Origin of the sequence: Crossiella cryophila (genome assembly GCF_014204915.1) — a bacterium.
Taxonomy (GTDB): Bacteria; Actinomycetota; Actinomycetes; order Mycobacteriales; family Pseudonocardiaceae; genus Crossiella; species Crossiella cryophila.
This window is the reverse complement of sequence record NZ_JACHMH010000001.1, coordinates 2,619,897-2,645,553: the sequence shown is the minus strand read 5'-3', so window position 1 is coordinate 2,645,553 and position 25,657 is coordinate 2,619,897. Positions and strand designations below refer to the sequence as shown.

General features: G+C 71.5%; 18 protein-coding genes. 6 read left to right on the top strand and 12 right to left on the bottom strand.

The genetic code is table 11. The annotated features are described in order from the left end of the window. Window positions 1-74 precede the first annotated feature (74 nt). The 3 genes from HNR67_RS12295 to HNR67_RS12285 all read left to right on the top strand — a co-directional run bounded on the left by HNR67_RS12295 (window position 75) and on the right by HNR67_RS12285 (window position 4,572). Window positions 75-1,604 (top strand): S8 family peptidase, encoded by a 1,530-nt coding sequence (locus tag HNR67_RS12295; protein WP_185002161.1) that lies wholly within the window; start codon window positions 75-77, stop codon window positions 1,602-1,604. Window positions 1,605-1,698: 94 nt separating this feature from the next. Next, complete coding sequence (locus HNR67_RS12290; RefSeq protein WP_185002160.1) at window positions 1,699-3,099, top strand: S8 family peptidase; 1,401 nt, start codon at window positions 1,699-1,701, stop codon at window positions 3,097-3,099. A 78-nt stretch (window positions 3,100-3,177) separates the two neighbouring features. Continuing rightward, window positions 3,178-4,572 (top strand): S8 family peptidase, encoded by a 1,395-nt coding sequence (locus HNR67_RS12285; protein WP_312987075.1) that lies wholly within the window; start codon window positions 3,178-3,180, stop codon window positions 4,570-4,572. Between the two features lie 63 nt (window positions 4,573-4,635). Here the strand turns inward: HNR67_RS12285 and HNR67_RS12280 are convergent, their stop codons facing one another. From HNR67_RS12280 to HNR67_RS12245, 8 genes are all read right to left on the bottom strand, one after another. Further along, complete coding sequence (locus tag HNR67_RS12280; protein ID WP_185002159.1) at window positions 4,636-6,600, bottom strand: TIGR03960 family B12-binding radical SAM protein; 1,965 nt, start codon at window positions 6,598-6,600, stop codon at window positions 4,636-4,638. A gap of 420 nt (window positions 6,601-7,020) precedes the next feature. Then, a complete protein-coding gene (locus HNR67_RS12275) occupies window positions 7,021-7,965 on the bottom strand; it encodes an ABC transporter permease (protein WP_185002158.1) in 945 nt (314 codons plus the stop codon). A 1-nt stretch (window position 7,966) separates the two neighbouring features. Beyond that, a complete protein-coding gene (locus HNR67_RS12270; protein ID WP_185002157.1) occupies window positions 7,967-8,806 on the bottom strand; it encodes an ABC transporter permease in 840 nt (279 codons plus the stop codon). After that, entirely contained in the window at window positions 8,806-9,738 is a 933-nt protein-coding gene (locus HNR67_RS12265) for an ABC transporter ATP-binding protein (RefSeq protein ID WP_312987072.1), read from the bottom strand. The genes HNR67_RS12270 and HNR67_RS12265 overlap by 1 nt, the downstream gene beginning before the upstream one ends. Window positions 9,739-9,852: 114 nt before the next feature. Further along, entirely contained in the window at window positions 9,853-10,269 is a 417-nt protein-coding gene (gene ndk, locus HNR67_RS12260; protein ID WP_185002156.1) for a nucleoside-diphosphate kinase, read from the bottom strand. A 67-nt stretch (window positions 10,270-10,336) separates the two neighbouring features. Next, the gene (locus HNR67_RS12255; protein ID WP_185002155.1) at window positions 10,337-10,738 is read right to left on the bottom strand and encodes a LapA family protein; all 402 of its coding nucleotides are present in this window, start codon (window positions 10,736-10,738) and stop codon (window positions 10,337-10,339) included. Window positions 10,739-11,180: 442 nt separating this feature from the next. Next, window positions 11,181-16,964 carry a pullulanase-type alpha-1,6-glucosidase gene (pulA, locus tag HNR67_RS12250; protein WP_185002154.1) on the bottom strand — a complete coding sequence of 1,928 codons (5,784 nt, stop codon included), beginning with the start codon at window positions 16,962-16,964 and terminating at the stop codon, window positions 11,181-11,183. Window positions 16,965-17,050: 86 nt separating this feature from the next. Next, a complete protein-coding gene (locus HNR67_RS12245) occupies window positions 17,051-19,138 on the bottom strand; it encodes an MMPL family transporter (RefSeq protein WP_185002153.1) in 2,088 nt (695 codons plus the stop codon). A 111-nt stretch (window positions 19,139-19,249) separates the two neighbouring features. On the opposite strand from HNR67_RS12245, the gene HNR67_RS12240 reads away from it, so the two are divergent. Together HNR67_RS12240 and HNR67_RS12235 are read left to right on the top strand one after the other, a co-directional pair. Further along, on the top strand, window positions 19,250-19,951 hold the full coding sequence (locus HNR67_RS12240; RefSeq protein ID WP_312987069.1) for a response regulator transcription factor: 702 nt from the start codon (window positions 19,250-19,252) through the stop codon (window positions 19,949-19,951). Further along, window positions 19,951-21,345 (top strand): sensor histidine kinase, encoded by a 1,395-nt coding sequence (locus HNR67_RS12235; RefSeq protein ID WP_185002152.1) that lies wholly within the window; start codon window positions 19,951-19,953, stop codon window positions 21,343-21,345. Before HNR67_RS12240 ends, HNR67_RS12235 begins: the two co-directional genes overlap by 1 nt. 1 nt (window position 21,346) lies before the next feature. Here HNR67_RS12235 and HNR67_RS12230 read toward each other — a convergent pair whose 3' ends face one another. After that, a complete protein-coding gene (locus HNR67_RS12230; RefSeq protein WP_185002151.1) occupies window positions 21,347-22,918 on the bottom strand; it encodes an alkaline phosphatase D family protein in 1,572 nt (523 codons plus the stop codon). A gap of 171 nt (window positions 22,919-23,089) precedes the next feature. Between HNR67_RS12230 and HNR67_RS12225 the strand changes: the two genes are divergently transcribed. After that, a complete protein-coding gene (locus tag HNR67_RS12225) occupies window positions 23,090-23,338 on the top strand; it encodes a hypothetical protein (RefSeq protein ID WP_185002150.1) in 249 nt (82 codons plus the stop codon). 135 nt (window positions 23,339-23,473) lie between these two features. On the opposite strand, the gene HNR67_RS12220 is transcribed toward HNR67_RS12225, so the two are convergent. Genes HNR67_RS12220 through folC form a run of 3 tightly spaced genes read right to left on the bottom strand, consistent with a single transcriptional unit; the run spans window position 23,474 to window position 25,655 of the window. Next, window positions 23,474-23,842, bottom strand: a complete 369-nt coding sequence (locus HNR67_RS12220; RefSeq protein ID WP_185002149.1) for a hypothetical protein — start codon at window positions 23,840-23,842, stop codon at window positions 23,474-23,476. Window positions 23,843-23,898: 56 nt separating this feature from the next. After that, complete coding sequence (locus HNR67_RS12215) at window positions 23,899-24,282, bottom strand: DUF4233 domain-containing protein (RefSeq protein WP_185002148.1); 384 nt, start codon at window positions 24,280-24,282, stop codon at window positions 23,899-23,901. Next, a complete protein-coding gene (folC, locus tag HNR67_RS12210) occupies window positions 24,279-25,655 on the bottom strand; it encodes a bifunctional tetrahydrofolate synthase/dihydrofolate synthase (protein ID WP_312987065.1) in 1,377 nt (458 codons plus the stop codon). Before folC ends, HNR67_RS12215 begins: the two co-directional genes overlap by 4 nt. Between the last annotated feature and the right edge of the window lie 2 nt (window positions 25,656-25,657).

The window sequence follows — 25,657 nt, the reverse complement described above, 5'->3', positions numbered from 1 at the left end:
GAGGCTACCGGCATGACCCGGTCGACACGCTTGTCTGACCGGTCCACCATGGCTACCGTCCGGGCGGAATCGGTATGCGGACACCCCCGAGACGTCCGATTTACCGAGCCGACGTACACGATGACGGAGGTCCCCCCGTGCCTCTGCCCTTCCGTGTCCGGATCGGCGCGACCCTGCTGGCCGCGCTGACCGGGGCAGGGCTGCTCGCCGTGCCCGCTGGCGCCAACCCCGAGGCGCCCGAGCGGACCGGCGAGTCGGTCGCGCCCTGCCGGACTGGGCTGACCCTGCGCTACCTGGTGCTCTTCCCGGCCGGCACGACGGCGGCCACGGCGGAGGCCCAGGTCAAGGCCAACTGCGGCACCACCACCGCGTACTACCCGGAGATCGGGGTCGCGGTGGCCGGTGCGGCCGATCCCGACTTCGTCAGCAGGCTCGGCGCGGACCGGGTGGTCAGCGCGGAGGCCCAGATCAGGGCCGCGCGCAAGAAGTCGGCCAGCCGCGGACCCGCGGGTCCCCGCCTCGCCCCTGACCGGCGCCCGGCCGGCGTGGACCGCTCCGACGAGCAGTGGGACATGGCCGCGATCCGCGCCGACCAGGCCAACCAGATCACCGTGGGCAGCAGGGACGTGCTGGTCGGCGTGCTCGACTCCGGCGTGGACGCCGAGCACCCCGACCTGGCAGCCGCGGTCGACCCGGCCGCCTCGGCCGGTTGCGTCACCGGCCGCGCCGACCAGCGGCGGAGCGCCTGGCTGCCCACCGAGTCCCCGCACGGCACGCACGTGGCGGGCACCATCGCCGCGGCCAAGGACGGCCGAGGCATCACCGGGGTGGCCCCCGGGGTGCGGCTGGCCTCGGTGAAGGTGGTCGACGACGACGGCTACGTCTACCCGGAGTCGGTGGTCTGCGGGTTCATGTGGGCCGCGGCCAAGGGCATGCGGGTGGTCAACAACAGCTTCCTGGTCGACCCGTGGGTGCTGACCTGCCGGGACCGGGCCGGTCAGCGGGTGGTGCACGAGGCGGTCAGCCGCGCGGTGCGCTACGCGGTCGGCCGGGGTGTGCTCGCGGTGGCCGCGGTCGGCAACGACGCGGTCGACCTGGCCAATCCCGGCGCCACCGCGGCCAAGCTCGGGCTGCCCGGTGGCCGGGTGGACAACCGGTGCGAGGCGCTGCCCGCCGAGTTACGCGGGGTGGTCGCGGTGTCCTCGGTCGGCGCCGAGGGGGTCAAGGCCAGTTACAGCTCCTACGGCCTGGGTGTGGCGCAGCTCACCGCGCCCGGCGGCGACCACCGGCAGACCCCGCCGGGGGTGGACAACGGCTGCGTGCTCTCCACCGTCCCGCACGGCGGCTACGGCTACCTGTGCGGCACCTCGATGGCGACCCCGCACGTGACCGGGGTGGCCGCGCTGCTGGCCTCCCGCTATCGCTCGGCCAGCCCGGCGCAGCTCACCCGGCTGCTCGGTCAGCAGGCCGTGTCGCTGGACTGTCCCGCCGACTACGACCTGAACTCCGACGGCGCGCAGGACGCCACCTGCAACGGCTACGCCGGCTACAACGGCTTCTACGGCCACGGCATGGTGGACGCGCTCGCCGCGGTCCGGGACTGACCCCCGAACGGTTCGAATTTCCCCGGGGCTCTGGGAACACAGGGTGCTTCCGTGATCGACTGTGCCCGTTTTCCACGCTGGCGAGGAGGATCGGATGTCGAAGCTCGGCCGCCTGGGGGCGGCGACGCTGGCCATGACGACCGGGGCGGTGCTGCTGGGCGCCGCACCGGCCGCGGGAGCAGCGCCGACGAGTGCGCCGTGCGCCACCGAGGGCACGTCCTACCAGTACGTGGTGGTGGTCAAGCCGCACACGCGCGAACGCGAGGTGCGCGGGGAGATCACCGGGAACTGCGGGCGGTTCGACCACTACTACCCGGAGATCGGCGTCGCGGTGGCCACCTCGGTGGACCCGTCCTTCGACCGGCGGGTCGGGCTGGACAAGGCCTACAGCGCGAAGAAGGCCAAGGACGCGGTGACCGGTCTCGGCCGTAGCCGCACCGCCAAGCTGGAGTCGGTGCAGGCCGTCGTCGCGGGTGACGAGGACCTGTCCGGGCAGTCCTGGGACATGCGCGCGATCGGCGCGGACAAGGCGAACAAGATCGACCAGGGTTCGCGGGACGTGGTGGTCGGCGTGCTCGACTCCGGCGTGGATCCCAAGCACCCGGACCTGGTCAAGGCGCTGGACCCGAAGCTGTCCGCGGGCTGCGAGACCGGCAAGCCGGTCAACGAGGTCGCGGCCTGGTCCCCGCTGGGCTCCGCGCACGGCACGCACGTGGCTGGCACCATCGCCGCGGCCAAGGACGGCAAGGGCATCACCGGTGTCGCGCCCGGCGTGCGGATCGCCTCGGTCCGGGTGATCAACGACGAGGGCATGATCTACCCGGAGTCCGCGGTGTGCGGGTTCATGTGGTCGGCGGCGAAGAAGTTCACCCTGACCAACAACAGCTGGTTCGCCGATCCGTTCTTCTTCTGGTGCCAGGACAAGCCGGGCGAGCGGGTCGGTTTCGAGGCCATCCGCCGGGCGGTCGCCTACGCCCACCGCGCCGAGGTGCTGACCGTGGCCGCCGCCGGCAACTTCGCGCTGGACCTGACCGATCCGACCTACGACCCGGCCGCCGAGCACCCGGTGGACAAGAAGTGCAAGCTGCTGCCCGGTGGCCTGCCCGGCGTGGTGTCGGTGTCCTCGACCGGCTTCGACGGCTCGCTGTCCAGCTTCAGCGACTACGGCCGCGGCGCGATCACGGTGAGCGCGCCCGGCGGTGACTTCACCGAGCCGCCGCCCGGTCAGGGCCCCGGCTGCCCGCTGTCCACCATCCCGGACGGCCAGTACGGGTCGATGTGCGGGACCTCGATGGCCTCCCCGCACGCCGCGGGCGTGGCCGCGCTGATCGCCTCCGGACTGCCCTTCCGCTCGGCCGCCCACCTGCGGTTCCTGCTGGCGGCGCAGGCCGACCCGAAGGCGTGCCCCGGTGGCGACGAGCGCTGCACCGGGTCGAGGCTGAACAACTCGTTCTTCGGATCCGGGCAGGTCAACGCGTTGCGCGCGGTGCGCTAAGCCATCCGGCCGCTGTGCCGCACCGCCTCACCCTTCTAGGTTCCTTCACCGGAAGTGTCACCTAGTTGGGGAGGCAGTGTGTCGGCAACACGTCGATGGAGCACCGCGCTGGCGGCGACGGCCTTGATCGGCGGCGCGCTGGGGGCAGCCCCGGCCGCCGCCGAACCGGCGGCGGCGCCCTGTGACCCCAGCGGGACCGCCTACCGGCACGTCGTGCTGTTCACCCCTGGCACGCCGGAATGGGCGGCGACCAGGGAGATCAGCCGCAAGTGCGGCAAGACCGACAGCTACTACCGGGAGATCGGCGTGGCGGTGGCCACCTCGGCCGATCCGACCTTCGAGTCCCGGTTCACACTGGAACGCGCCTACAGCGCGGAGAAGGCCGCCAAGGCACTGGCCGCGACCTCCCGGCTGGTCGCGCCGACCGCGGAGGTCAGCGCGCGGGGTGTGACCGAGGACCTCTCGCCGCGGTCCTGGGACATGCGCCAGATCAAGGCCGATGAGGCCAACAAGATCAACGTCGGCTCGCGGCGGGTCGTGGTCGGGGTGCTCGACTCCGGCGTGGACGCCGATCACCCCGACCTCAAGGCCGCGGTGGATCCGGCACTGTCCGCGGGCTGTACCACCGGTCATCCTGACCAGAGCAAGCCCGCCTGGATGCCGAGCAACTCCTCGCACGGCACGCACGTGGCAGGCACCATCGCCGCGGCCAAGGACGGTCAGGGCATCACCGGCGTCGCGCCCGGCGTGCGGCTGGCCTCGGTGAAGGTGGTCAACGACGAGGGCATGATCTACCCGGAGTCCGCGGTGTGCGGGTTCATGTGGTCGGGCGCCAAGGGTTTCCAGGTCACCAACAGCAGCTGGTTCATGGACCCGTGGATGTTCTGGTGCAAGGACAAGCCGGGTGAGAAGGTCGGGCACGAGGCGGTCCGGCGGGCGATCTCCTACTCGGTGCGCAACGGCTCGCTGAACGTGGCCGCGGTCGGCAACAGCGCGATCGACCTGGCCAACACCACCAGGGACCCGGCCAAGCCGCACCCGGTGAACGAGAACTGCGATGAGGCGCCCGCCGAGTTCGCCGGTGTGGTCGGGGTGTCGGCCACCGGGTACGCGAAGAAGCTGTCGGGTTACTCCAGCTACGGCAAGGGCGTGGTGGACGTGACCGCGCCCGGTGGCGACGGCGCGCAGCCGCCGCCCGCCGGTGAGGGCACCGGCTGCCCGCTGTCCACCCTGCCGGGTGGCCGCTACGGCACCGCCTGTGGCACCTCGATGGCCTCGCCGCACGCGGCCGGGGTGGCCGCGCTGCTGGCCTCGAAGTACCGGGGCGCGCCGCCGCAGGCGCTGGCCTGGCTGCTGGGGCACCAGGCGGACGAGCTGCCCTGCCCGGCCGGTGACGCCCGGTGCACCGGTCCGGCCAAGGACAACGCGTTCTTCGGCAAGGGCCTGGTGAACGCGCTCAAGGCAGTCAGCTAAGTACGCCAAAGGCCCCCGGTTTCCCTTGTGTGTCAAGGGGAACCGGGGGCCTTCGCGTTGACCTCAGCCCTGGCTGAACGCCGGGTTGCTGACCGGGCTGCCGGTGCCGACCGGGGTGATCGGCAGCAGCACGCGGCCGGTCGGGCCGACCTGGATGTCGGTGTTCATCGCCGGGCACACGCCGCAGTCGAAGCACGGGGTCCAGCGGCAGTCGTCCAGTTCACGCTCGTCCAGCGCGTCCTGCCAGTCCGACCACAGCCATTCCTTGTCCAGGCCCGAGTCCAGGTGGTCCCAGGGCAGGACCTCCAGCTCCTCGCGTTCCCTGGTGGTGTACCAGGCGAGGTCGACGCCGACCTGTGCCAGCTCGATCTCGGCGCACTTCACCCAGCGGTCGTAGGAGAAGTGCTCGCCCCAGCCGTCGAACTGACCGCCCTCGCGCCACACCCGCTCGATCACCCGGCCGAGCCTGCGGTCTCCTCGGGAGAGCAGTCCCTCGATCAGCGCGGGCTTGCCGTCGTGGTAGCGCATGCCGATGTTGCGGCCGATGGACCGGTCGGTGTTGATCTCGTCGCGGAGCTTGCGCAGCCGGCTGTCCACGGTGTCCGGATCGCACTGGGCGGCCCACTGGAACGGGGTGTGCGGCTTGGGCACGAACCCGCCGATGGAGATGGTGCAGCGGATGTCCTTGCGCCCGGAGGCGGCCCGGCCCGCCTTGATGACCTCCTTGGCCATCCGGGCGATCTGCAGCACGTCCTCGTCGGTCTCGGTGGGCAGGCCGCACATGAAGTACAGCTTCACCTGCCGCCAGCCGTTGGCGTAGGCGGTGCTGACGGTGCGGATCAGGTCCTCCTCCGACACCATCTTGTTGATCACCTTGCGCAGCCGTTCGCTGCCGCCCTCGGGGGCGAAGGTGAGCCCGGAGCGGCGGCCGTTGCGGGACAGCTCGTTGGCCAGGTCCACGTTGAAGGCGTCCACCCGGGTGCTGGGCAGGCTCAGCCCGGTCTTGGTGCCCTCGTAGCGGTCGGCGAGGCCCTTGGTGATCTCGGCGATCTCGGAGTGGTCGGCGCTGGAGAGCGAGAGCAGGCCGACCTCCTCGAAGCCGGTGTTGGCCAGCCCACGCTGCACCATCGCGCCGACGCCCTCGATCGAGCGTTCCCGGACCGGCCGGGTGATCATGCCCGCCTGGCAGAACCGGCAACCGCGGGTGCAGCCGCGGAAGATCTCCACGCTCATCCGCTCGTGCACGCTCTCGGCCAGCGGGACCAGCGGCTGCTTCGGGTACGGCCAGTCGTCGAGTTCCATCGTGGTCCGCTTGAACACCCGGTAGGGCACCCGGTCGCGGTTGGGCACGACCCGCTGGATGCGGCCGTCGGGCAGGTACTCCACGTCGTAGAACCGCGGGATGTAGACCCCGCCGGTCTCGGCGAGCCTGGTCAGCACCTCGTCCCGGCCGCCGGGGCAGCCCTCGGCCTTCCACGCCCGGATGATGTCGGTGATCTCGAGGACGGCCTCCTCGCCGTCGCCGAGCACGGCGGCGTCCAGGAAGTCCGAGATCGGCTCCGGGTTGAACGCCGCGTGGCCACCGGCGAGCACGATCGGGTGGTCCTCGGTGCGGTCCTTGGCGAGGATCGGGATCCCGGCCAGGTCCAGCGCGTTGAGCAGGTTGGTGTAGCCCAGCTCGGTGGCGAAGCTGACGCCGAGCACGTCGAAGGCGCCCACCGGCCGGTGCCCGTCAACGGTGAACTGCGGGACGTCGTTCTCGCGCATCAGTTTGGCCAGGTCAGGCCAGATGGCGTAGGTGCGCTCGGCGAGCACGTCAGGCAGCTCGTTGAGGATCTCGTACAGGATCATGACGCCCTGGTTGGGCAGGCCGACCTCATAGGCGTCCGGGTACATCAGGCACCACCGGACAACGGCCTCTTCCCAAGGCTTGACGGTGGCGTTCAGCTCCCCGCCGACGTACTGGACGGGCTTGGACACCTGCGGAAGCAGCGGTTCAAGCTGGGGGAAGACGGACTGCACACTCACGCGACCAGGGTAACGCCCATCGGCCCATACCTCTGCCTGAGCAACCCCAAGATCGCGAGTTATCCACAATAGCGAGTTATCCACAGCCTCAGCCCCGACCCGCTGGACCCATCGCCCGCACCGGTCCAAGCTCGCCTCATGCCCACAACCACGCTGCTCCCACCCCGCCCCCGAGCCTCGCTCCAGACCACTCTCAGCGGCTACCGCCGCGCCCAGGGTCCAGGGCGCGACCTCCGCGAACACCTGTCAGCGGGCAGAGAAGAGGGCCTGCGCGACAAGTCCAGGGGGGAGGGGACGTCAGGCGCGCAGGCCCGCTCCGATCTTAGCCACGCCCCTTGGCAAAACCCGCCCACCTTCACCCGTCCGTGCAGCACCTTTCCCAAGCCAGTCAACAAATCCCCGCGAACCCGCGACCCCACCTCACCGCAGCAGCAGCTTGTCCAGCCGCCGGGTGGTCACCCACACCCCGACGCCCGCGATCACCACGAAGTACGCGAGATGCCCCAGCATCCCGACCCCGACGTGCCCCGTGGTGAGGCCGCGCATCAGCTCGACCGCCCGGTACAGCGGCAGCCACTCCACGATCCACTGGAGCGGCCGCGGGTACACCGACAGCGGGTAGAAGGTGCTGCAGAACAGGAACATCGGCAGGATCGCGAGCTGGATCAGGTCGAAGTCCTGCCAGGAACGCATGAACGTGGTGCAGGCCATGCCCGCCGCGGCGAAGGCGAAGGCCACGAACAGCGCGGCCGGCACCACCAGCAGCGCCCAGGGTGAGGCGATGAGGTCCATGCCGAGCATCACCAGCAGGAAGCCACTGGAGTACAGGCCGCCGCGGATCACCGCCCAGGTGATCTCGCCGACGGCGACGTCCAGCGGGCCGAGCGAGGTGGCCAGCACCGCGTCGTAGAGCTTGGCGTACTTGAGTTTGAAGAAGACGTTGTAGGTGGCGTCGTTGATGGCGCCGTTCATCGCGGAGGAGGCCAGCAGCGCGGGCGCGAGGAACATCGCGTAGTCCATCGGCTGACCGTCGGGCCCGGCGACCTGGCCGACCATGCTGCCGAAGCCGATCCCGAGGGAGAGGAGGAAGAACAGCGGTTCGAGGATGCCCGACACCAGGTTCAGCCAGGACCTGCGGTTCACCAGGAACGCGCGCTCCACCAGCATCCGGCCCCGGCCGGCGTACAGCCCGGCAGGCAGGACGCGCAGCAGCGGCCCGTTGGACCGGAGCCCGGGTCGGGCCGCCAGGCCACCGGCCACACCACGGTCAGCCGCACCCTTGGCTACACCACGGTCAGCCACACCACGGTCAGCCACGTCGTTGTCGGCCACGCGATCACCGGTCAGCCGGTCGTCGTTGGTCATGTCAGTTCGCCAGCCTTCGCCGGAAGTTGCGGGCAGCCAGCGCGGCGCCACCGGCCAGCAGGGCGAGCAGGTAGGCGAGGTGGCCCAGGGCCGGCCAGAACTGCAGGCCGCCGAGCACCGTGCCGCGGGCCAGTTCGGTGCCGTGCCAGAGCGGGGTGATCCAGGCGATCGGCTGGACGAAGTCGGGCAGCCGGTCCAGTGGGAAGAAGGTGCCGGCGAACAGGGTCATCGGCATCAGCACGAAGCGGAAGATGTTGCCGAGGGTCTGGCCCTCGTCGTCGACGGTGGCGACGTAGGCGGTCAGCGGGGCGGCGAAGGCCATCCCGGCCAGCGTGGCGAACAGCAGTGAGATGAGCACCAGCGGGCTGCGGACACCACCGAAGAACGCGGCCACCACCAGGTAGACGGCGCCGGAGAGCAACAGCCGGGCCGCCGTCCACAACAGTTGTCCACCAACGATCTGATGGGGGGTGATGGGTGAGGCGTTGATGCCCCAGTAGACCCGTTGCCACTTGAACGAGGACAGCACCGGGAAGGTCGACTCCCCTGTCGCGTTCTGCACGGCCGAGACCACCAGCAACGCCGGCGCCAGGTACTCCAGATAGGACACGCCGCCGGGCACGGCCCCTGGTTTGACCTGGGAGCCGATACCCAGCCCGAGGGCGAGCAGGAACAGCAGCGGCTGGCCGACACTGGAGAAGAAGGTGGCTCGCCAGTTGCGCCGGTACCAGGTCCACTTTCCTTCCACCACAAGGAAAGCGGCCCGCAGCGCGCCTACCGGCCTGCCGGTGGGACGCGGGTGCCCACGTTCGGCGCGGTCCTCGGTCGGGTGGCTGGTCATCAGTCCACCAGGGTTCGGCCGGTGAGCCGGAGGAAGACGTCCTCCAGCGAGCTGCGGCGGACCAGACTGGTGATCGGGCGGATGCCGCGTTCGAGGGCGGCAGCCAGCGCGGACTCGCCGTCCGCGGTGTAGAGCAGCAGGCGGTCGGGCAGGATCTCGACGCGTTCGGCCAGGTCGGCGACGGTGGGCGCGGCCTCGGTCTGGTGGCCGGGGGCGAAGCGGAGTTCGAGGACCTCGCGGGTGGAGTGGGCGGCGATCAGGTCGGCGGGTGAGCCCTCGGCGACGATGCGGCCGTTGTCCATCACCACCAGGCGGTCGCAGAGCTGCTCGGCCTCATCCATGTAGTGGGTGGTGATGATCAGGGTGACGCCTGCCTGCTTGAGCCGGAACAGCCGGTCCCAGAGCAGGTGGCGGGCCTGCGGGTCCAGGCCGGTGGTCGGCTCGTCGAGCAGCAGCAGCTCGGGGTCGTTGACCAGTGAGCGGGCGATGGTCAACCGGCGCTTCATGCCGCCGGAGAGCGAGTCGACCTCGGCGTCGGCGCGGTCGGCGAGCTGGGCGAAGTCCAGCAGTTCGGTGGCCTTGGCCTTGACGTGCGCGCGGGAGAGGCCGAAGTAGCGGCCGTAGAGCTGGAGGTTCTGCCGGACGGTCAGCTCGGTGTCCAGGTTGTCCTGCTGCGGGACCACGCCGATGCGAGCGCGGATCCTGGGCCCCTGCACGTCCGGGTCCAGGCCGAGCACGGACAGCTCGCCGCCGCTGCGCGGGGACACGCAGGCGATCATCCGCATGGTGGAGGACTTGCCGGCGCCGTTGGGGCCGAGGAAGCCGAACGCCTCACCGGCGCGGACCTTCACATCGATGCCGCGGACCGCCTCGAAGTCGCCGAAGCGTTTGGAGAGCCCGTTCGCCTCGACCAGCCAACCGTCGCCGTTCACGCAGGCGACCGTAGCCGAGGGCACCGACGGAACTGAACGTGTTTTCCCGGCCACACACCGAAGGCGTCCCCGCTGACCTGCGAGGACGCCTCCGGAACTGCTGTTGTGCCCGGCTCAGCCAGCCAGGTTGGGGAACCAGAGCTTGATCTCGCGGGCGGCGGACTCGGGCGAGTCGGAGCCGTGCACGAGGTTGAACTGGGTCTCCAGGGCGAAGTCGCCGCGGATGGTGCCGGGGGTGGCCTTCTCGACCGGGTCGGTGCCACCGGCGAGCTGGCGGAACGCCGGGATGGCGCGGGTGCCCTCGACCACGGCGGCCACCAGCGGGCCGGAGGTGATGAAGTCCAGCAGGCTGCCGAAGAAGGGCTTGCCGTCGTGCTCGGCGTAGTGCTGCTCGGCAACGCCGCGCTCGACGTTGCGCAGCTCCAGCGCGACCAGCTTCAGGCCCTTGCGCTCGATGCGGGAGATGACCTCACCGACCAGGCCGCGGGCAACGCCGTCGGGCTTGACCAGGACCAGGGTGCGCTCGCTCACGACGTACGTTCTCCTTGTTCGGGGTACCGGCTCGGGATACTCGCGCGCAGGTTACCTGGCGGGCCGCTCAGCCCCGCCCGCTCCCCCGCTTCGCACTCCGGCGGAGCTGGATGATGCGCGCGTACCCCGGCACCGCCACCAGCAACACACCCAGGATCGCCGACAGCAACAACGCCACGCCCAGCGGCAACGTGCCGGCCACCCCGAAGTAGGAGATCTGCACGTCCTGGCTGTTCTCCAGGATGAAGACGAGCAACAGCAGCAGCACCACGGCCGCCACCACGAACACACTCCACAGCCCACCGAGACGGCTGCGTCCCGGCTGCGCACCACCGGGCTGGGCGGCGGCACGTTCATTCGCGCGGCGACGGGCGGCGCGGGGATCGGTGCGTTGCTCGGCGCCGGGGTCGGGGCGCTGGTGCTCGCCGGAGTGCTGACCGGGGCCGTCGGGGGTGTGGGCTTCGCTCATCGTGGTGCCTGCCTTCCAGCGCGGGATCTCCCCAGGTACTTCGGCTACCCGCAGCGACCACTCGATTCACCGGTCGGGCGAAACACCGCCCGACCGAGACCGGGACGCACGCCACGCGCACCACCAGCTGACCCTACGGCGACCCGGCGCACCACCCAAGCAGCCGAGCCGCAGTCCCCTGGCGGGATTCAGCTCGCCCGCACCAGCAGGCCGAGCGTGCGGGTCCGGCGGCGGTCGCGACGGTCTGGCGGCGCTCGCGGCGGGTCCGGCGGCGGCCCAGCCAGGTGCACGGCGCCGCGGCCCAGTCAGGCTGTGTCGCGGTCGCGGTCGCGGCCAGGCCGGTCGCGGCGCGGCGCGGCGCGGCGCGGCCAGATCAGGCCCGGCCGCGGCGCGCGGTCAGGCCCAGCCAGGCCGGAGGCGCGACCAGGCGCGTGGCGCGCGATCAGCGCACCAGAACCGCCACCGTCCGCCCCGGCACCCGCGCCCGATCCCCCGTCACACCCGTCTCCCGCACCACCGGATCCCCGCCACCGGCCTGCAACTCGTGCAACCGCCACCCACCCCCCGCGGGCAACACCACCTCACGCACCCCCGGATCCGGGTTGATCACCACCAGCACCCCCCGCCGCGCCGGATCCACATCCGGTCCGGCCGTGTCGTCCAGGTGGGCGAGCACCGTGCCGGGGGCGGCTTGCGGGCCTGGGTCGGGGAAGGTGAGTTTCTGCTGGACCAGGGGCTGGTTGGGCAGGGTGAACAGTGGGGAGGACTGCCTCAGCCGCAACAGGTCCAGGGTGCGGTCCAGGGTGGTGCGGAGGTCTGTCGGGGTGGGTTTGAGGGTTGGGTTGGCGAGCAGGGGTTTGGCGTAGGGCCACTTGTCGCGGTTGTCGTGGGCCGGTGGCAGGCCGGCGCCGAAGGCGGAGGTGCGCAGGGATGGGTCGTAGCGGTTGAACCAGTCGCCGGAGTCGTAGCTGTTGCGGTCCAGGGACTTGGAGCGCAGGAACTCGGTGCCGGCGTGCACCAGGGGCTGGCCTTGGCCGAGTAGGGCTGGGGCCAGGGCGAGGGTGTGCATGCGGATGCGGTCGGCCATCGGGGTGCCTGGCGGGAGTTTGTAGGCCAGGGCGTCGTAGAGGGACTCGTTGTCGTGGGCGTCGACGTAGGTGATCGACTCGGCCGGCGCGGCGGTGTATCCGGCGCGGGCGCCGTTGTAGCGGACGTCGCGGCCGATGATCTCGGTGCCGTTGGTGGCGCGGAAGCGGAAGTCCGCGGCGTTGCCCGCCAGGCCGAGTTTGACCAGGTCGGTGTAGTTGGTCAGGCGGGCCAGTTGCTCGGCGGGGGTGCCGTTGGCCGGACTGCCGTTGGGCGCGCCCGCCAGGCCGGAGCCCAGTCCCTGGACGCGGGGGTCGGCGTCGAAGGGGCCGCCGCCGCGGACGCCGTCGCGCAGCCGGTCGTTGAAGGTGCCGACGCCGGTGCCCGCCATGTTGGCCTGGGTGGCCTGCTCGAAGCGGGCGTTGCCGCCGACCTCGCCGAAGTCCCAGCCCTCGCCGTAGAGCCGGATGTTGCGGCCGTCCACCCCGTCCCTGGCCACGGTCAGCCCGTCCAGCGCGGCGCGCACGGCCAGGATGTTGGCCTTGGGGTGGTGGCCCATCAGGTCGAACCGGAAGCCGTCCACCTTGTACAGCCGGGCCCAGCGCAGCACCGAGTCCACCACCAGCTTGCCCATCATGGCGTTCTCGGTGGCGGTGTTGGCGCAGCAGGTGGAGTTGGCCACCGAGCCGTCCTCGGTGAGCCGCTGGTAGTAGCCGGGCACGACCCGGTCCAGCACCGACCTGGGGTCGTTGCCCGCGGCGGCGGTGTGGTTGTAGACGACGTCGACGACCACCCGGTTCCCGTTGGCGTGCAGGGCCTGCACCATCTCGCGGTACTGGCGGGCGCGGGCCTGGCCGGACTGGGCGTCCGGGGTGGCGTAGGAGCCCTCGGGCACGTCGTAGTGCCACGGGTCGTAACCCCAGTTGAACCCGTCCTTGGCCGCGGCGCGGGTCACGCATTCCTGCTGCTGTTCGGAGTCCGCGGGCATCCCGGCCAGATCGCAGGCGGGTCTCTGCTGGTCGGCGCGGCGTTCGGGGATGGTGGCGATATCGAAGGTGGGCAGCAGGTGCACGGTGTCCATACCCGCTTCGGCCAGCGCGCGCAGGTGCCGCATGCCGGTGGAGTCGCGGTGGGTGAACGCCTTGTAGGTGCCGCGGTCGGACTCGGGCACGCTGGTATCGCCGATGGAGAAGTCGCGGACGTGCAGTTCGGTGATGGCGTGCCGGGCCGGGTTCGGGCCCAGCCCCTTGGCCACCTCGCGATCCCAGCCGGGCGGGGCCTCGCGCAGGTCGGTGAGCTGGGAGTGGGTGGAGTCGACGGTCAGCGCGAGCGAGTACGGGTCGGTGACCACGGCGGTCTCGACCTTGCCGGTGCGCGGCTGCCAGGCGGTGACCTCGAACTGGTAGTAGCGGCCCAGCCAGTCGCCGAACCCGCTCCACGCCCCGGAGGCCGGATCGCGTTGCAGGGCAAGGGTTTGGCTGGGTGCCGTGGTCGCGTCCGGCGGGGTGCGCTCGAACAGTCGCAGGTTGACCGACTTCGCGGTCGGCGCCCACAGCCGGACACCGGCGGGCTGGGCCAGCGGACCGAGAGTCAGGCCAGCCGCGGCCGGGGCGTAGTGCGCGTCGAGCACCCCGGCCAGCTGCACCCCGGTGGCGTGCCGGAGTGCGCCGCCCGCGTCCCGGTGCACGGCGACGACCTGGCCGCGCACCGCGTCCCGCCCACTGTCCACATCGGACGCTCTCAGCCGGTAGACCGGTTTTCCGCGCAGGTGCGGGAATTTCGCCGCCAGTTCCGCGGGCAGTCCACCGGGATCGGGCGCGAGTCGCAGTACCCGGCCGCCCTGGACCTGACCGGCCACCACGGCGATCCGCCCGTCCGGGTCGTGCCGCAGCTCGTAACCGTCGCTGTCGGATGCGGGCACGTCCCAGACGACCCGGTCCTTGCTGACCCAGATCGCCTTGGCCTTGCTCAGATCCGCGTCCGCCGGGGCCGCCACCGAGGGCGGCAGCACGTAGGACACCGAGCCGTCCGGCCGGGTGGCACCACTGGCGTACCAGACCTCGTGGCCGGTCGCGCCGAGCTGGATCCGCTGGTCCGGGCCGGGATCCTTGGTGTCGCCGCGATGCAGCAGGTAGCTCAGCCCGGTCGCGCCCTCGGCCAGTGGCACCGACCAGGTCAGCCCGAAGCCGTCCTGCCGGTCGGGTCGCTGGGACTCGTTCCAGGACGGGCTCGGTGTGGCCGATCCACCCCAGTGGTACAGCGTCCAGTCGGCGTAGTCACCGGCCGGCCGGTGGTAGTGCAGCACGATCCGCCGCTCGGCCGCGGCCCGGCTGGTGTGCACGGCCTGATCTCCTTGGCGCAGCCAGGCTTCGGCCCCACGCACGGGTTCGATCCGCCCGATGACGTCGGTCGCGCCGTCCTTGAGCACGGTCAGCTCGACCGGCGCCCCAGTGCCGTTGACCCGCACGCTCGCCCGGACGCCGTAGTCGTCCCTGGCCTCCAGGGGCAGTTCAGCGGGCTGGTCCACGGCGATGCCGCCGCCCACCCGCAACCGCACGCCGCCGTAGTCGCCGCCGGGCCGGTGGTACCGGATCTCGACCGCGCCGGTGGCCGCGCTCTGGCTCGGGAACACCGGCGCCTGCCCCTGTTTCAGCCACACCTGCGGCGTGATCGAGGGGTCGACGAACCGGTCACCGGCAACGTCCTTCTCCTCGCCCTTGTGCACCAGGAAGCCGACCTGTTTGGCGCCCGGCTTGAGTTTCACCCAGGCGAATCGCCCGTACCCGGTCTCCCCGGCGAAGGGCAGCGGCCGCTCCCACGCGGTGGGTTCGGCGACCTCGCCCCACACGTGCAGGCCCCAGCCGTCGTAGTCCCCGGTAGGCCGGTTGTAGTGCACCACCAGCCAGTCCGGGCTCGGCTGCGCGCCGGTGCCACCGCCCGGCGCGGCCACCAGCGCGACCTCGGCGCCGTCCGCGGTGAGCCGTCCGGCGGCGTCCTTGACCACGGTGCGCAGCTCGACCCGCGCGCCCGCCTTGGCCCCGGGCAACGCGGCGAGGTCGGCGTAGACCCGGTACGGCGCGGCGTCGTCGGTACCGAGCACGGTCCAGTCCCGCTCCCCCGCCACCCTGGCGGCGAAGGTGGCCTGGGCGAACGGCGCGGTCACGTGGTCCGCGCGCAGTTCCACCCGATCACCCAGTCCGGTGCCCACCGGCGGCACGACCAGCGTGGGCTGCCCGGAACCGCTGCCCGGCACCGGGATCCGGCCGGTCGAGCGCAACACCACCGCGGACAGCGGCGGCACACTCACCCGCACCGTGCCGTCCACCCCGCTGGTCAGCGCCGCGTCACCGCCCCAGACCGTGCGGAAACCCAGTCCTGGCGCGGAAACCGGCACCCGCGCCTCGGCCGGGGTGTTCCCGCCGTTGGCCAGCACCACGTGCTCGACCTGGGTGTCCCGGTCGATCCGGCTGAAGGCCAGCACATCCCGTTCGGCCAGGCGCAGCACCTGGTTGCCGCGCCGCCATACCGGATCACCGTCCACAAAGGACGACAGTTGGCCGAGGTGCCGGTACAGCGGGTGCTTCGGGTCGAAGTTGTCCGCGGCCGGGGTGGCGTCGGTGCCGATCTGGTCCTGCTCCAGCCATTCCGGCACCTTGCTGGGGAACATGTCCTGCCGCGCGTCCTTGTCGCCACCGGTGCCGACGAAGCCCTGTTCGTCGCCGTAGTAGACGACCGGGTTGCCGCGCCAGAAGTACATCAGGCTGTGCGCCAGCCGCAGCCGCGCCAGGGTCTCCGCCTCGGACATGCCGGGGCGGTCCTGGCGCAGCATGGTGGCGATGCGGCCCATGTCGTGGTTGCCCAGGAAGGTGGGCAGCGCGTTGGCGTTGGAGTCCGCGTCGGTGTAGCGGTCGTCGGCGAGCAGCACCTCGGCCAGCCGGTCCGCGCCCTGACCGGCGGCGAAGGCGCGCGCCCCGCCCTGGAACGGGAAGTCCAGCACCGACTGCAACCGGCCACCGGTGGTGTACTTCGAGGTGATCGCCGGATCGCCGTCGTAGACCTCGCCGAAGACGAAGAAGTCCTTCTTGCCCTTTCGCCGGGCGTGTTCCTGCACCCTGGGCGCCAGCGCCCGCCAGAACTCCAGGTTGACGTGCTTGACCGTGTCCACCCGGTAGCCGTCGATGTCCAGCTCGTCGATCCAGCTGGTGAAGATGCCGGTCATCCCGTCGACCACCCGGGGATGCTCGGTCATCAGGTCGTCGAGCCCGTCGAAGTCGCCGTGCGTGGAGGATTCCCCGGCGAAGGTCGAGTTGCCGCGATTGTGGTAGAGCGTGACGTCGTTGAGCCACCTGGGTTTCTTCGCCTCGGCGTCCCCGGCACGCAGCACCGGCTCGTAGGCGAAGGACCGGCGCGCGTCCAGCTTCGGGAAGTCCTTGCCACCGGCCAGCGCGGCCAGGTCGATCGGCCGTCCGTCGGCGTCCAGGTAGGGCTGCGCGCCGGAACCGCGGTAGTCGTGCTTGCCGCCGGCGTAGTCGATGACGTCGGCGGTGTGGTTGGCCACGATGTCGAAGAAGACCTTCATCCCGCGGCCGTGCGCGTCCTTGATCAGCGCGCGCATCTCCTGCACCGTCCCGAAATGCGGGTCCAGCGCGGTGTAGTCGGTGGTCCAGTAGCCGTGGTACCCCGCGGAGGCGGTGCTGCCAGAGCCCTGCACCCAGCGGTTGCGGAACATCGGGGTCAGCCACACCGCGGTGGTGCCCATGCCGCGCAGGTAGTCCAGTTTGGACCGCAGTCCGGCCAGGTCGCCACCGTGGTAGTAACCCTTGTCCGCCGGGTCGAAGCCGTGCTTGGACCGGCCGCCTGGACTGCCCGCGGTGTCGTTGCGCGGGTCTCCGTTGGCGAACCGGTCCGGCAGCAGGAAGTAGAACCGTTGCCCGGCCAGGTCCGCGCGCAACGCGTCCCGGCCGAGCCGCCGATCGCCGTCCCGCACACCGGCTGGCAGGTCCGCGACCGCGCCGACGGCCAGCGGCGCCGCCGGTGGCAACGCGGTCGCCGGCGCGGCGAGCGCGGGCAGCATGGTCACCACCAGCGCCGCGCCCAGCAGGGCTGCACCGGTTCGCTGGATCCGCCTGCGCTGCCGCACGGCGACCTCCTTGTCGCAAGTTTTTGCAAACCCATACGGGCGGGTCGGCAGAAAACCATGCGGCTCACGCAATGGCAATACTCCATTTACCTGCAAGAATTTTCAGCGGGCAGCCGGAGCAGCCGGGCCGCCCAGGGCGGCAGCCACCAGTTCCAGCGGCCCAGCATGGCCACGGTCGCGGGCATCAGCACCGAACGGATGAGGGTGGCGTCGAGCAGGATGCCCAGCGCGACCCCGGAGGCGAAGATCGCCACGTCCAGCTCGCCGCCGGTGGCCATCGCGGCGAAGGAGCAGAACAGGATCAGCGCCGCGCTGGTGATCAGCCTGCCGGTCCGCCCGATGCCCTCGACCACGGCCTTGTCGGTGTCGCCGGTGCGGTCGTGTTCCTCGCGCATGCGGGCGATCAGGAACACCTCGTAGTCCATGGTCAGCCCGTACAGGAAGGCGAAGATGGTGACCGGCACGAAGGTGCCGATGGCCCCGTCCGGCCGCAGTCCGAGCAGTGCCTCGGTGCCCCAGCCCCACTGCCACAGCAGCACCATCGCGCCAAGCACCGCGCCAAGGGAGAGCAGGTTGAGCAGGATCGCCTTGAGCGGCAGCAGCAGCGAGCGGAAGGCCCTGGCCAGCAGCACATAACTGAGCAGGGCGAGCACGGCCAGCATCCACGGGAACGCGGTGTAGGTGGCGCGCACGTAGTCCATCTGCTGGCGCACGTTGCCACCGACCAGCGCGCCGGGCGCCGCCCCGACCACCCGTTCGACGGTGTCCTCCCCCGCGGTCGAACCGCCCTCGGCCACCGGCAGCACGGTGAGCAGCGCGGCCCCGTCCCGGTGCACGGGTGCGGTGACCGCGTGCACGCCGGGCAGTCCGGCCAGGGTGGCGCGGAGGGGTTCCGGGGCCTGTCCCGGCGGCAGGTACACGTCGAAGGCGGTCAGCACCCCGGACGGGATCCCGTTGCGCTGCAACGCGGTGAGCCCCTCCCGGCCCGGCCCCTCGGTGGCGAGGTGGTCGGTGGTCGGCACCCGCAGGTTGAGGTCCAGCGCGGCCGCGGACAGCGCGAGCAGCACCCCGGCGGCCAGCACCGCGGCCACCCCGCGGAAGCGGACCACCAGTCGCGCCCAGGAGAACCAGGTCCGGCCCGCCGGTCGCGGGGTGCCCGGGTTGGCGCGGGCGAGCAGCAGCGGCAGCACGGTCAGCGAGACCGCGGCGCTGGTCAGGGTGACCAGCATGCCGCCGACGCCGAGGCTGCGCAGCAACGGGATCGGCAGCACCACCATGGTCATCAGCCCGATCGCCACCGCGCCCGCGCTGAACAGCACCGCGTGCCCGGCGGTGGCCATCGCCCGGTGCACCGCCTCGTCCCCGGCCACCCCGTTGCCGCGTTCCTCACGCCAGCGGCTGACCAGGATCAGCGCGTAGTCGATGCCGATCCCGATGCCGAACAGCGGCAACATGATCAGCGTGGTCTCGTGCACCTCGATCAGCAGGCTCGCCGCGAGCAGGCCGAGGAAGGACACCGGGATCGCGATCAGCGCGGTCAGCAGCGGCACCAGGGCCAGTGCGGAGCGGAACACCCAGGCCAGCACCAGGATCGCGGCCCCGATCGTGATCAGCAGTTTGACCGGCACGTTCAGCCCGCCGGTGTCCGCGGCGGTGGCCAGCGCGTCCAGGCCGGTGATCCGCAGCTCGGACCCGGCAGGCAGGTGCGGGCGCATGGCGGCGGCGACCGGGCCTTCCAGTCCGGCGCCCTCACCCAGCGCGCTGCCCGGCAGGCCGCCCTGCTCGACCGGGCCGCCGAAGACCAGGCCGAAGGTCGTCCGCCCGTCCGCGCCGACGAAGCCGCGGTCGCCGGTGTCGGCGAAGCTGGCGACCCTGGCCCCGGTCGCACTGGTCACCGCGGCGAACGCGCTGCTCAGGGCCGCGCGGGCGGAGTCTGCGGTACTGCCCTCCGGCAGGGTCACCACCGGCACCACCGGGCGTTCGTAGCCGCCGGTGCCGTAGGTGGCGGTGATGCGCTGGTTGGCCTCGAACCCGGGCAGGCCGGGGTAGGCGTTGCGCTCGGAGACCTGGGGCAGCAGCAGTGCGATCGCCGCGCCACCGGCCAGCAGCAGGGTCAGGGTGAGCAGGCCGACGAGCCGTCGCCTGGCCAGCACCCAGCGGGAGAGAGCTTCCATGGTTCCCAGGTCACCAGGCGGATCTTCGACGGTTCCGCGCTCGTTCTGGGAGTTCTCTGTCAATCGGGCGAACCGGGTGCCCGCGCGGTCCGGCTGTCCGACACTGGGCCGGTGAGCCGACCGCCGATCCGCGTGCTCGTCGTCGAGGACGAGCGATATCTGGCCGACCTGGTGGCCATGGCGTTGCGCTACGACGGGTTCGAGACCGCCGTGGCGGGCACCGGAGCGCAGGCGCGGGCGCTGACCACGAGCTTCGCCCCGGACCTGATCGTGCTGGACGTCATGCTGCCGGACATCTCCGGCGTGGAGTTCTGCCGCGCGCTGCGCCGGGACGGGCGGGATGTGCCGGTGGTGTTCCTGACCGCGAGGGACGCCACCGAGGACAAGATCGCCGGTTTGACCGCGGGCGGCGACGACTACCTGACCAAGCCGTTCAGCCTGGCGGAGCTGACCGTACGCATCCGCACGGTGCTGCGGCGCGGGCGCACCAGGGCGGCTGAGGCGCTCACGCTGGCCGACCTGGAGCTGGACGAGGACGCCTACCTGGTGCGCAGGCACGGCGCGGAGGTCGACCTGACCCCGACCGAGTTCAAGCTGCTGCGTTACCTGCTGGCCAACGCGGGCCGGGTGCTGACCAAACAGCAGATCCTCGATCACGTGTGGCAGTACGACTTCAACGGCGACGCCGCGGTGGTGCAGACCTACATCTCCTACCTGCGCCGGAAAATCGATCGCCACCAGCCACAGCTCATCCACACCGTGCCGAGGGTCGGCTACGTGCTGCGGCTGCCGAGAGAAACCGGGAACGCCTGATGTCACTGCGTAAACGCCTGGTGCTGACCGTGCTCGTGCTGCTGGTGATCGGGCTGGGCAGCTCGGTCGGCGCGATCTTCGGCGCCCTGCAGGACTGGTCCGGTGACGCCAACGACGACGTGCTGTCCTCGGTGGGCAAGGACTTCCGCGCCGACCTGCTGGCCGGCGGCGGGGTGCCCCGGCTGCGGCCCGGTGGCGATCCGGGCACGGTGACCGGGCTGTGGCGGGCCGGGGCGCGACGCGGTGAGCTGCCCTCGTTCTTCCAGATCCGCGGCGCGGACGGCGCGGTGATCGACACCATCACCTATGGCAGCGCGCCGGAACTGCCCGATCCGCTGCCGACCACGTTGTGGCCCGACAACGGCGAGCGGCTGGCGAACGTGCCTGGCTGGCTGGTGCACAGCTCGCGACTGACCGAGGGCGGGCCGATCCTGCTGGTGGCCATGCGCACCGCGGCGACCGAGGAGCTGATCGACCGGGTGGCCAACGTGGCGGTGATCTCCAGCCTGGTCGCGCTGGCGCTGGTGGCGTTGCTGTCCGCGCACGCGGTGCGGCGCGGGCTGCGGCCGCTGACCGCGATCTCGGCGACCGCGGCGGCGATCGGGTCCGGCGATCTGAGTCAGCGGGTGGCCGGTGCGGGCGCACGCACCGAGGTCGGCAGGCTCGGGACCTCGCTGAACGCCATGCTCGCCCAGTTGGAGACGGCCTTCGCCCAGCGCAGTGCCGCGGCCGAGCGGTTGCGGCGGTTCGTCGGGGACGCCTCGCATGAGCTGCGCACGCCGATCGCGACGATCCGGGGCTACGCCGAGCTGTTCCGGCGTGGCGCGGCGAGCAGGCCGGACGATCTGGCCCTGGCCATGCGGCGGATCGAGTCCGAGGCCGAGCGGATGGGCGTGCTGGTGGACGAGTTGCTGTTGCTGGCGCGGCTGGACCAGGGACGGCCGCTGGAACGCGAGCCGGTGGACCTGACCGCGCTGGCCGCGGACGCGGTCGCGGACGCGAACACGCTGGCCGGTCACGACTTCCGGCTCGTCGCGGACGGACCGGTGACCGTGCCGGGTGACGCGGCCCGGCTGCGGCAGGTGCTGGGCAACCTGCTGGACAACGTGCGCAGGCACACCCCGCCCGGCACGGCCGCGACCGTGCGGGTCGCGGCCGAGGCCGGGCAGGCGGTGCTGACCGTCGCCGACACCGGGCCGGGCCTGGGCGAAGCGGCCCAGGCCAAGGTGTTCGAGCGGTTCTACCGCGGCGAGACCGCCCGCGCCGAACAGGACGGCGCGGGTCTCGGATTGTCCATTGTGGATGCGGTGGTCGCCGGGCACGGCGGCGCGGCGACCGTCCACAGTGGACAATCGGGCGGGGCGACCTTCCGGATCACCCTGCCGTTGAACTGATTCAGCGGCGCTCGGGCTCCAGAGTGGTGGACCAGAGCGAGCGGGCGTCCTGATCGCGCAGGTGCACGGTCAGGCGTCCGCTGGGACCGTCGATCTTGACCTGGCCGAAGTGCTGGAACCCGGCCATCGGCGAGGTGTTCGGCGCGGGCGGAGCGTTGACGAACACCGCGCGCGGCCCGAAGGTCGGGTCCAGCTTGTTCGGGCCGAAGGCACCCGCGTGCAGCGGGCCGGAGACGAACTCCCAGAACGGGCTGAACTCGGTGAAGGCGGCCCGTTCCGGCGCGTAGTGGTGCGCGGCGGTGTAGTGCACGTCCGCGGTCAGCCACACCACGTTGCGCACCCGGCGGCGCTGGATCTCCCGCAGCACGATGGCGAGTTCGGCCTCGCGACCCGCCGGTGCGCCCGGCTGACCGTTGGCCACACCCTCGATGTTGGCCCCGTCCGGCACGATCAGGCCGATCGGCAGGTCCGCGGCGATGATCTTCCAGGTGGCCCGCGAGCGGTCCAGTTCCCTGGTCAGCCAACGGGTCTGGGCCGCGCCGAGGATCGGCTCGAACGGCGCGGTGCCCGGGGTGTTGGGGCCCTTGTAGGTGCGCATGTCCAGCACGAAGACGTCCAGGTGCGGACCGTAGGAGACCTTGCGGTACACCCGGCCGTCCACCGCGTCGGCCTTGCGCACCGGCAGCCACTCGTGGAATGCCTGGAAGGCCCGCTCGGCCAGTACGTCCACCCGCTTCTCGGTGTAGCGGGCGTCGTCCAGGATCTCGCCGGGGTACCAGTTGTTGGTGACCTCGTGGTCGTCCCACTGATTGAGCTGCGGCACGCTCGCGTTGAACCGGCGCACGTGCTCGTCGAGCAGGTTGTAGGCGAACTGACCGCGGTATTCGTCCAGGGTCTCGGCGACCTTGGTCTTGGCCGGGGTGACCAGGTTGCGCCAGGTGCGGCCGTCCGGGAGCAGCACGGTCTCGCTGAGCGGGCCGTCGGCGTAGACGGTGTCGCCGCTGCACAGGAAGAAGTCCGGGCGCAGCGCGGCCATCCGGGAGTAGATGGTCATGCCGCCGAGGTCGGGGTTGATGCCCCAGCCCTGGCCGACGATGTCGCCGGACCACAGGAAGTTGACGTCCTGGCGGCCGCGCGGGGCGGTGTGGAAGGAGCCGAGCACGGGCTCACTGCCGGTGCGGCCGTGCAACTCGTGCGTGGTCACCCGGACGTGGTAATCCCGGCCGGCGGTGAGCCCGGCGACCCGGAGTTCGCCGGTGCCGTCGGTCTCCGGGGTGAGCACCGGGCCCCAGAATTTGCGGGCGTGCCGGAAGTTCTCGTCCCTGGCCACCTCGACCAGCAGCCGGGACGGCCGGTCGGCGCGGGCCCAGACGACGGCGCTGTCCGCGTCGACCTCGCCGAACTGGATGCCATGGCTCAGTTTCGGGCGGGTGCTGGGGATGAGCGGGGCGGCCGACGCGGTGGTGGACGCGGCGGCGGTGGTGGGCAGGAGCAGGCCGGTGGCGATCGCCCCGGCACCCGCGGCGCCGTAACGCAGCAGGGAGCGTCGGTTCAGGGCTGGGGTTTCGGGCACCCCCGGGTTGTAGTCGCCAAGGGCGACCGCAGTCCAACGCGGAAGCAGACAGAAGGTGAACCTGTCCTCCGACCGGATGAAGCCACGCAACCCGATTGGGCGCTTTGTCGTCTAGGTATGTGACGGGCTTGTCGGGGGCCCGGCGAGAAGGGGTAGCGCATGGAGAAACACATGACCGCCCTCCGTTTCCTGGTGGCCGCCGGCTGGTCCGGCACCCCACTCGGGGACGTGCGTGATCCGGACGCCCTGCTCTACGTGCGCAGGCTCGGCGCCATCGCGGACGCGGTCCTCGTGCTCGGACCCGAGGAGGCCGAGGCGAAACGGATGATCGACGGCCGGGTGACCTGGCACATCAGCGGTTCGGTCGCCGAGGTCGTCGACGCGGTCCTGGAGCTGCCGCATCTACTAGTCGCCGGCTGACTGTGCAAGCCGGGGCTCCCCGGAACCGGGCACCTGTCCACAACCAGGGAGTTATCCACAGCCAGCCACGCTCCCCCTGGTCCCACTCCAGTCGACCGTGTCATGGTCCTGGAGTGGGACCCCCGGCTCCCGGACTCACCAGAGTTCGTCGAGGCGCGCCAGGTGCTGGCGGAACATCCTGGCGTCCTTGGTGGGCAACCGCGCCGCGATCAGGCTCAGCATGCGACGCAGCTCGTCCGGGTCGGGGCAGCACATCGGCACGCCGCATGAGGTGCTGGTGTCCCACAGGCGATGGATCGGGTCACGGAGGAACCGCTGCCAGGACAGCAGGACCTCATTGGCCGTGACCGGCCAGAGCCTGGTGCGTTCCAGCCTGGCCAGGCTCGCCCGGCCTCGTGGTGACAGCCGCGCGAGGGCGGGCGGGGTGACGTACCCGGGTCCGACCGGCCGGGGTGCCCGCCGTGGCGGGTCCGACCGGACCTGGCTCGGCGATCTACGAGCCATGCCCCTTGGGTGTGGTCAGCATGACCTGATTCTGGCAGCGGAACGAGCGCGGCGCATCAGCCCTGTTCGGCCGCTGCCGCGGCAGCCAGACTGCGGGCCAGTTCCCGCCGGAGCCAGAGGAGGTACGCCCAGATCAACGCGAAGATGACGCCGAGCACGCCCAGGGTGAACACGACGGCACCCGCCGCGATCATCGCCACCTGAAGCGCCACCGCGACCCAGACTCCCCACGGGAAGCGGATCAGCCCGGAACTCAGCAGCATCGCCACGGCCAGCACGGCGACCAGGACGCCGCCCGCGGTGTCGATGCCGCCGCCGAGCTTGGCGACCACCGGTAGCGCCAGGGCCACCACGATCGCTTCCATGATCAGGGTGCCCATCATGATGCCGCGGAGGGCCTTGGCCGGGTTCTTCATCGGCTTGGGTGCGCCGTGACTCATGCGGGTGCCTTCCCCAGCAGGGCGCGGGTCTCGCCCGCGGTGACCACGGAGCCGGTCACCACGACGCCGCCGCCGTAGACGGGCTCGTCCGGGTTGTCGGTCTCCTCGGCCAGCCGGATCGCGGCTTCCAGGGCGTCCGGGAGGTGGGGTTCGACCAGGACCCGGTCCTCACCGAAGATCGGCAGGGCCAGCACGGCCAGGTCGTCCACGTCCATCGCGCGGGGCGAGGAGTTCTGGGTCAGCACGATCTCGTGCGCCACGGACTCCAGCTCGGTGAGGATGCCGGTGACGTCCTTGTCGGCCATCACGCCGACCACGGCGACCAGCTTGCGGAAGCCGAACTCGGCCTCCAGCGCGGCGGCCAGCGCCTTGGCCCCGTGCGGGTTGTGCGCGGCGTCGATGAGCACGGTCGGCGCGGTGCGCAGGCGCTCCAGCCTGCCCGGCGAGCTGACCGTGGCGAAGGCCTCGCGGATGGCCTCGATGTCGAGCTTGCGCTCCGGTCCGGCGCCGAAGAACGCCTCGACCGCGGCCAGCGCGAGCGCGGCGTTGTCGGCCTGGTGCGCGCCGTGCAGGGGCAGGAACACGTCCTCGTACACCCCGCCGAGTCCCTGCAGGCGGAGCAGCTGGCCGCCCACGGCGACCTCGCGCTCCAGCACGCCGAACTCGGCGCCCTGGCGGGCCACCACGGCGTCGGTCTCGGCGATCCGGCGCAGCACCTCGGTGGCGGCCTCGGCGGGCTGCTCGGCCATCACCACGGTCGAGCCGGGCTTGATGATCCCGGCCTTCTCCCTGGCGATGCCCGCGAGGTCACCGCCGAGGAAGTCGACGTGGTCGATGGCGATCGGGCAGATCACCGCGACCCGGCTGTCGGCCACGTTGGTGGCGTCCCAGCTGCCGCCGAGGCCGACCTCGACCACGGCCACGTCCACCGGGGCGTCGGCGAAGGCGGCAAAGGCCATGCCGGTGAGCACCTCGAACTTGCTCATCGGCACCGGCTGGCGGCCGTCCACCAGCGAGATGTACGGCTCGACGTCCCGGAAGACCTCGACGTAGCGCTCGGGGCTGATCGGGACGCCGTCGACACTGATCCGCTCGGTGACCAGCTGCAGGTGCGGACTGGTGTAGCGGCCGGTGCGCAGACCGATCCTGGTGAACAGGGCATCGATCATGCGGGAGGTCGAGGTCTTGGCGTTGGTGCCCGCGATGTGCACGACCGGATAAGAGTGCTGGGGGTCGCCGAGCAGCTCGGTCAGCAGGCGGATCCGGTCCAGCGAGGGCTCGATCTTCGTTTCCGGCCAGCGGGTGTCCAGCTCCGCCTCGACCGCGCGCAGTGCGGCCAGCGACTGCACCGGCTCGGTCTGACTGTCTGTCACGT

Excerpts from the sequence above, each read along its gene's own strand:
- HNR67_RS12295 (WP_185002161.1), top strand. The coding sequence starts at position 75 with ATGCGGACACCCCCGAGACGTCCGATTTACCGAGCCGACGTACACGAT.
- HNR67_RS12290 (WP_185002160.1), top strand. The coding sequence starts at position 1,699 with ATGTCGAAGCTCGGCCGCCTGGGGGCGGCGACGCTGGCCATGACGACC.
- HNR67_RS12275 (WP_185002158.1), bottom strand. The coding sequence starts at position 7,965 with ATGACCAACGACGACCGGCTGACCGGTGATCGCGTGGCCGACAACGAC.
- HNR67_RS12270 (WP_185002157.1), bottom strand. The coding sequence starts at position 8,806 with ATGACCAGCCACCCGACCGAGGACCGCGCCGAACGTGGGCACCCGCGT.
- HNR67_RS12255 (WP_185002155.1), bottom strand. The coding sequence starts at position 10,738 with ATGAGCGAAGCCCACACCCCCGACGGCCCCGGTCAGCACTCCGGCGAG.
- HNR67_RS12245 (WP_185002153.1), bottom strand. The coding sequence starts at position 19,138 with ATGGAAGCTCTCTCCCGCTGGGTGCTGGCCAGGCGACGGCTCGTCGGC.
- HNR67_RS12235 (WP_185002152.1), top strand. The coding sequence starts at position 19,951 with ATGTCACTGCGTAAACGCCTGGTGCTGACCGTGCTCGTGCTGCTGGTG.
- HNR67_RS12225 (WP_185002150.1), top strand. The coding sequence starts at position 23,090 with ATGACCGCCCTCCGTTTCCTGGTGGCCGCCGGCTGGTCCGGCACCCCA.
- HNR67_RS12220 (WP_185002149.1), bottom strand. The coding sequence starts at position 23,842 with ATGGCTCGTAGATCGCCGAGCCAGGTCCGGTCGGACCCGCCACGGCGG.
- HNR67_RS12215 (WP_185002148.1), bottom strand. The coding sequence starts at position 24,282 with ATGAGTCACGGCGCACCCAAGCCGATGAAGAACCCGGCCAAGGCCCTC.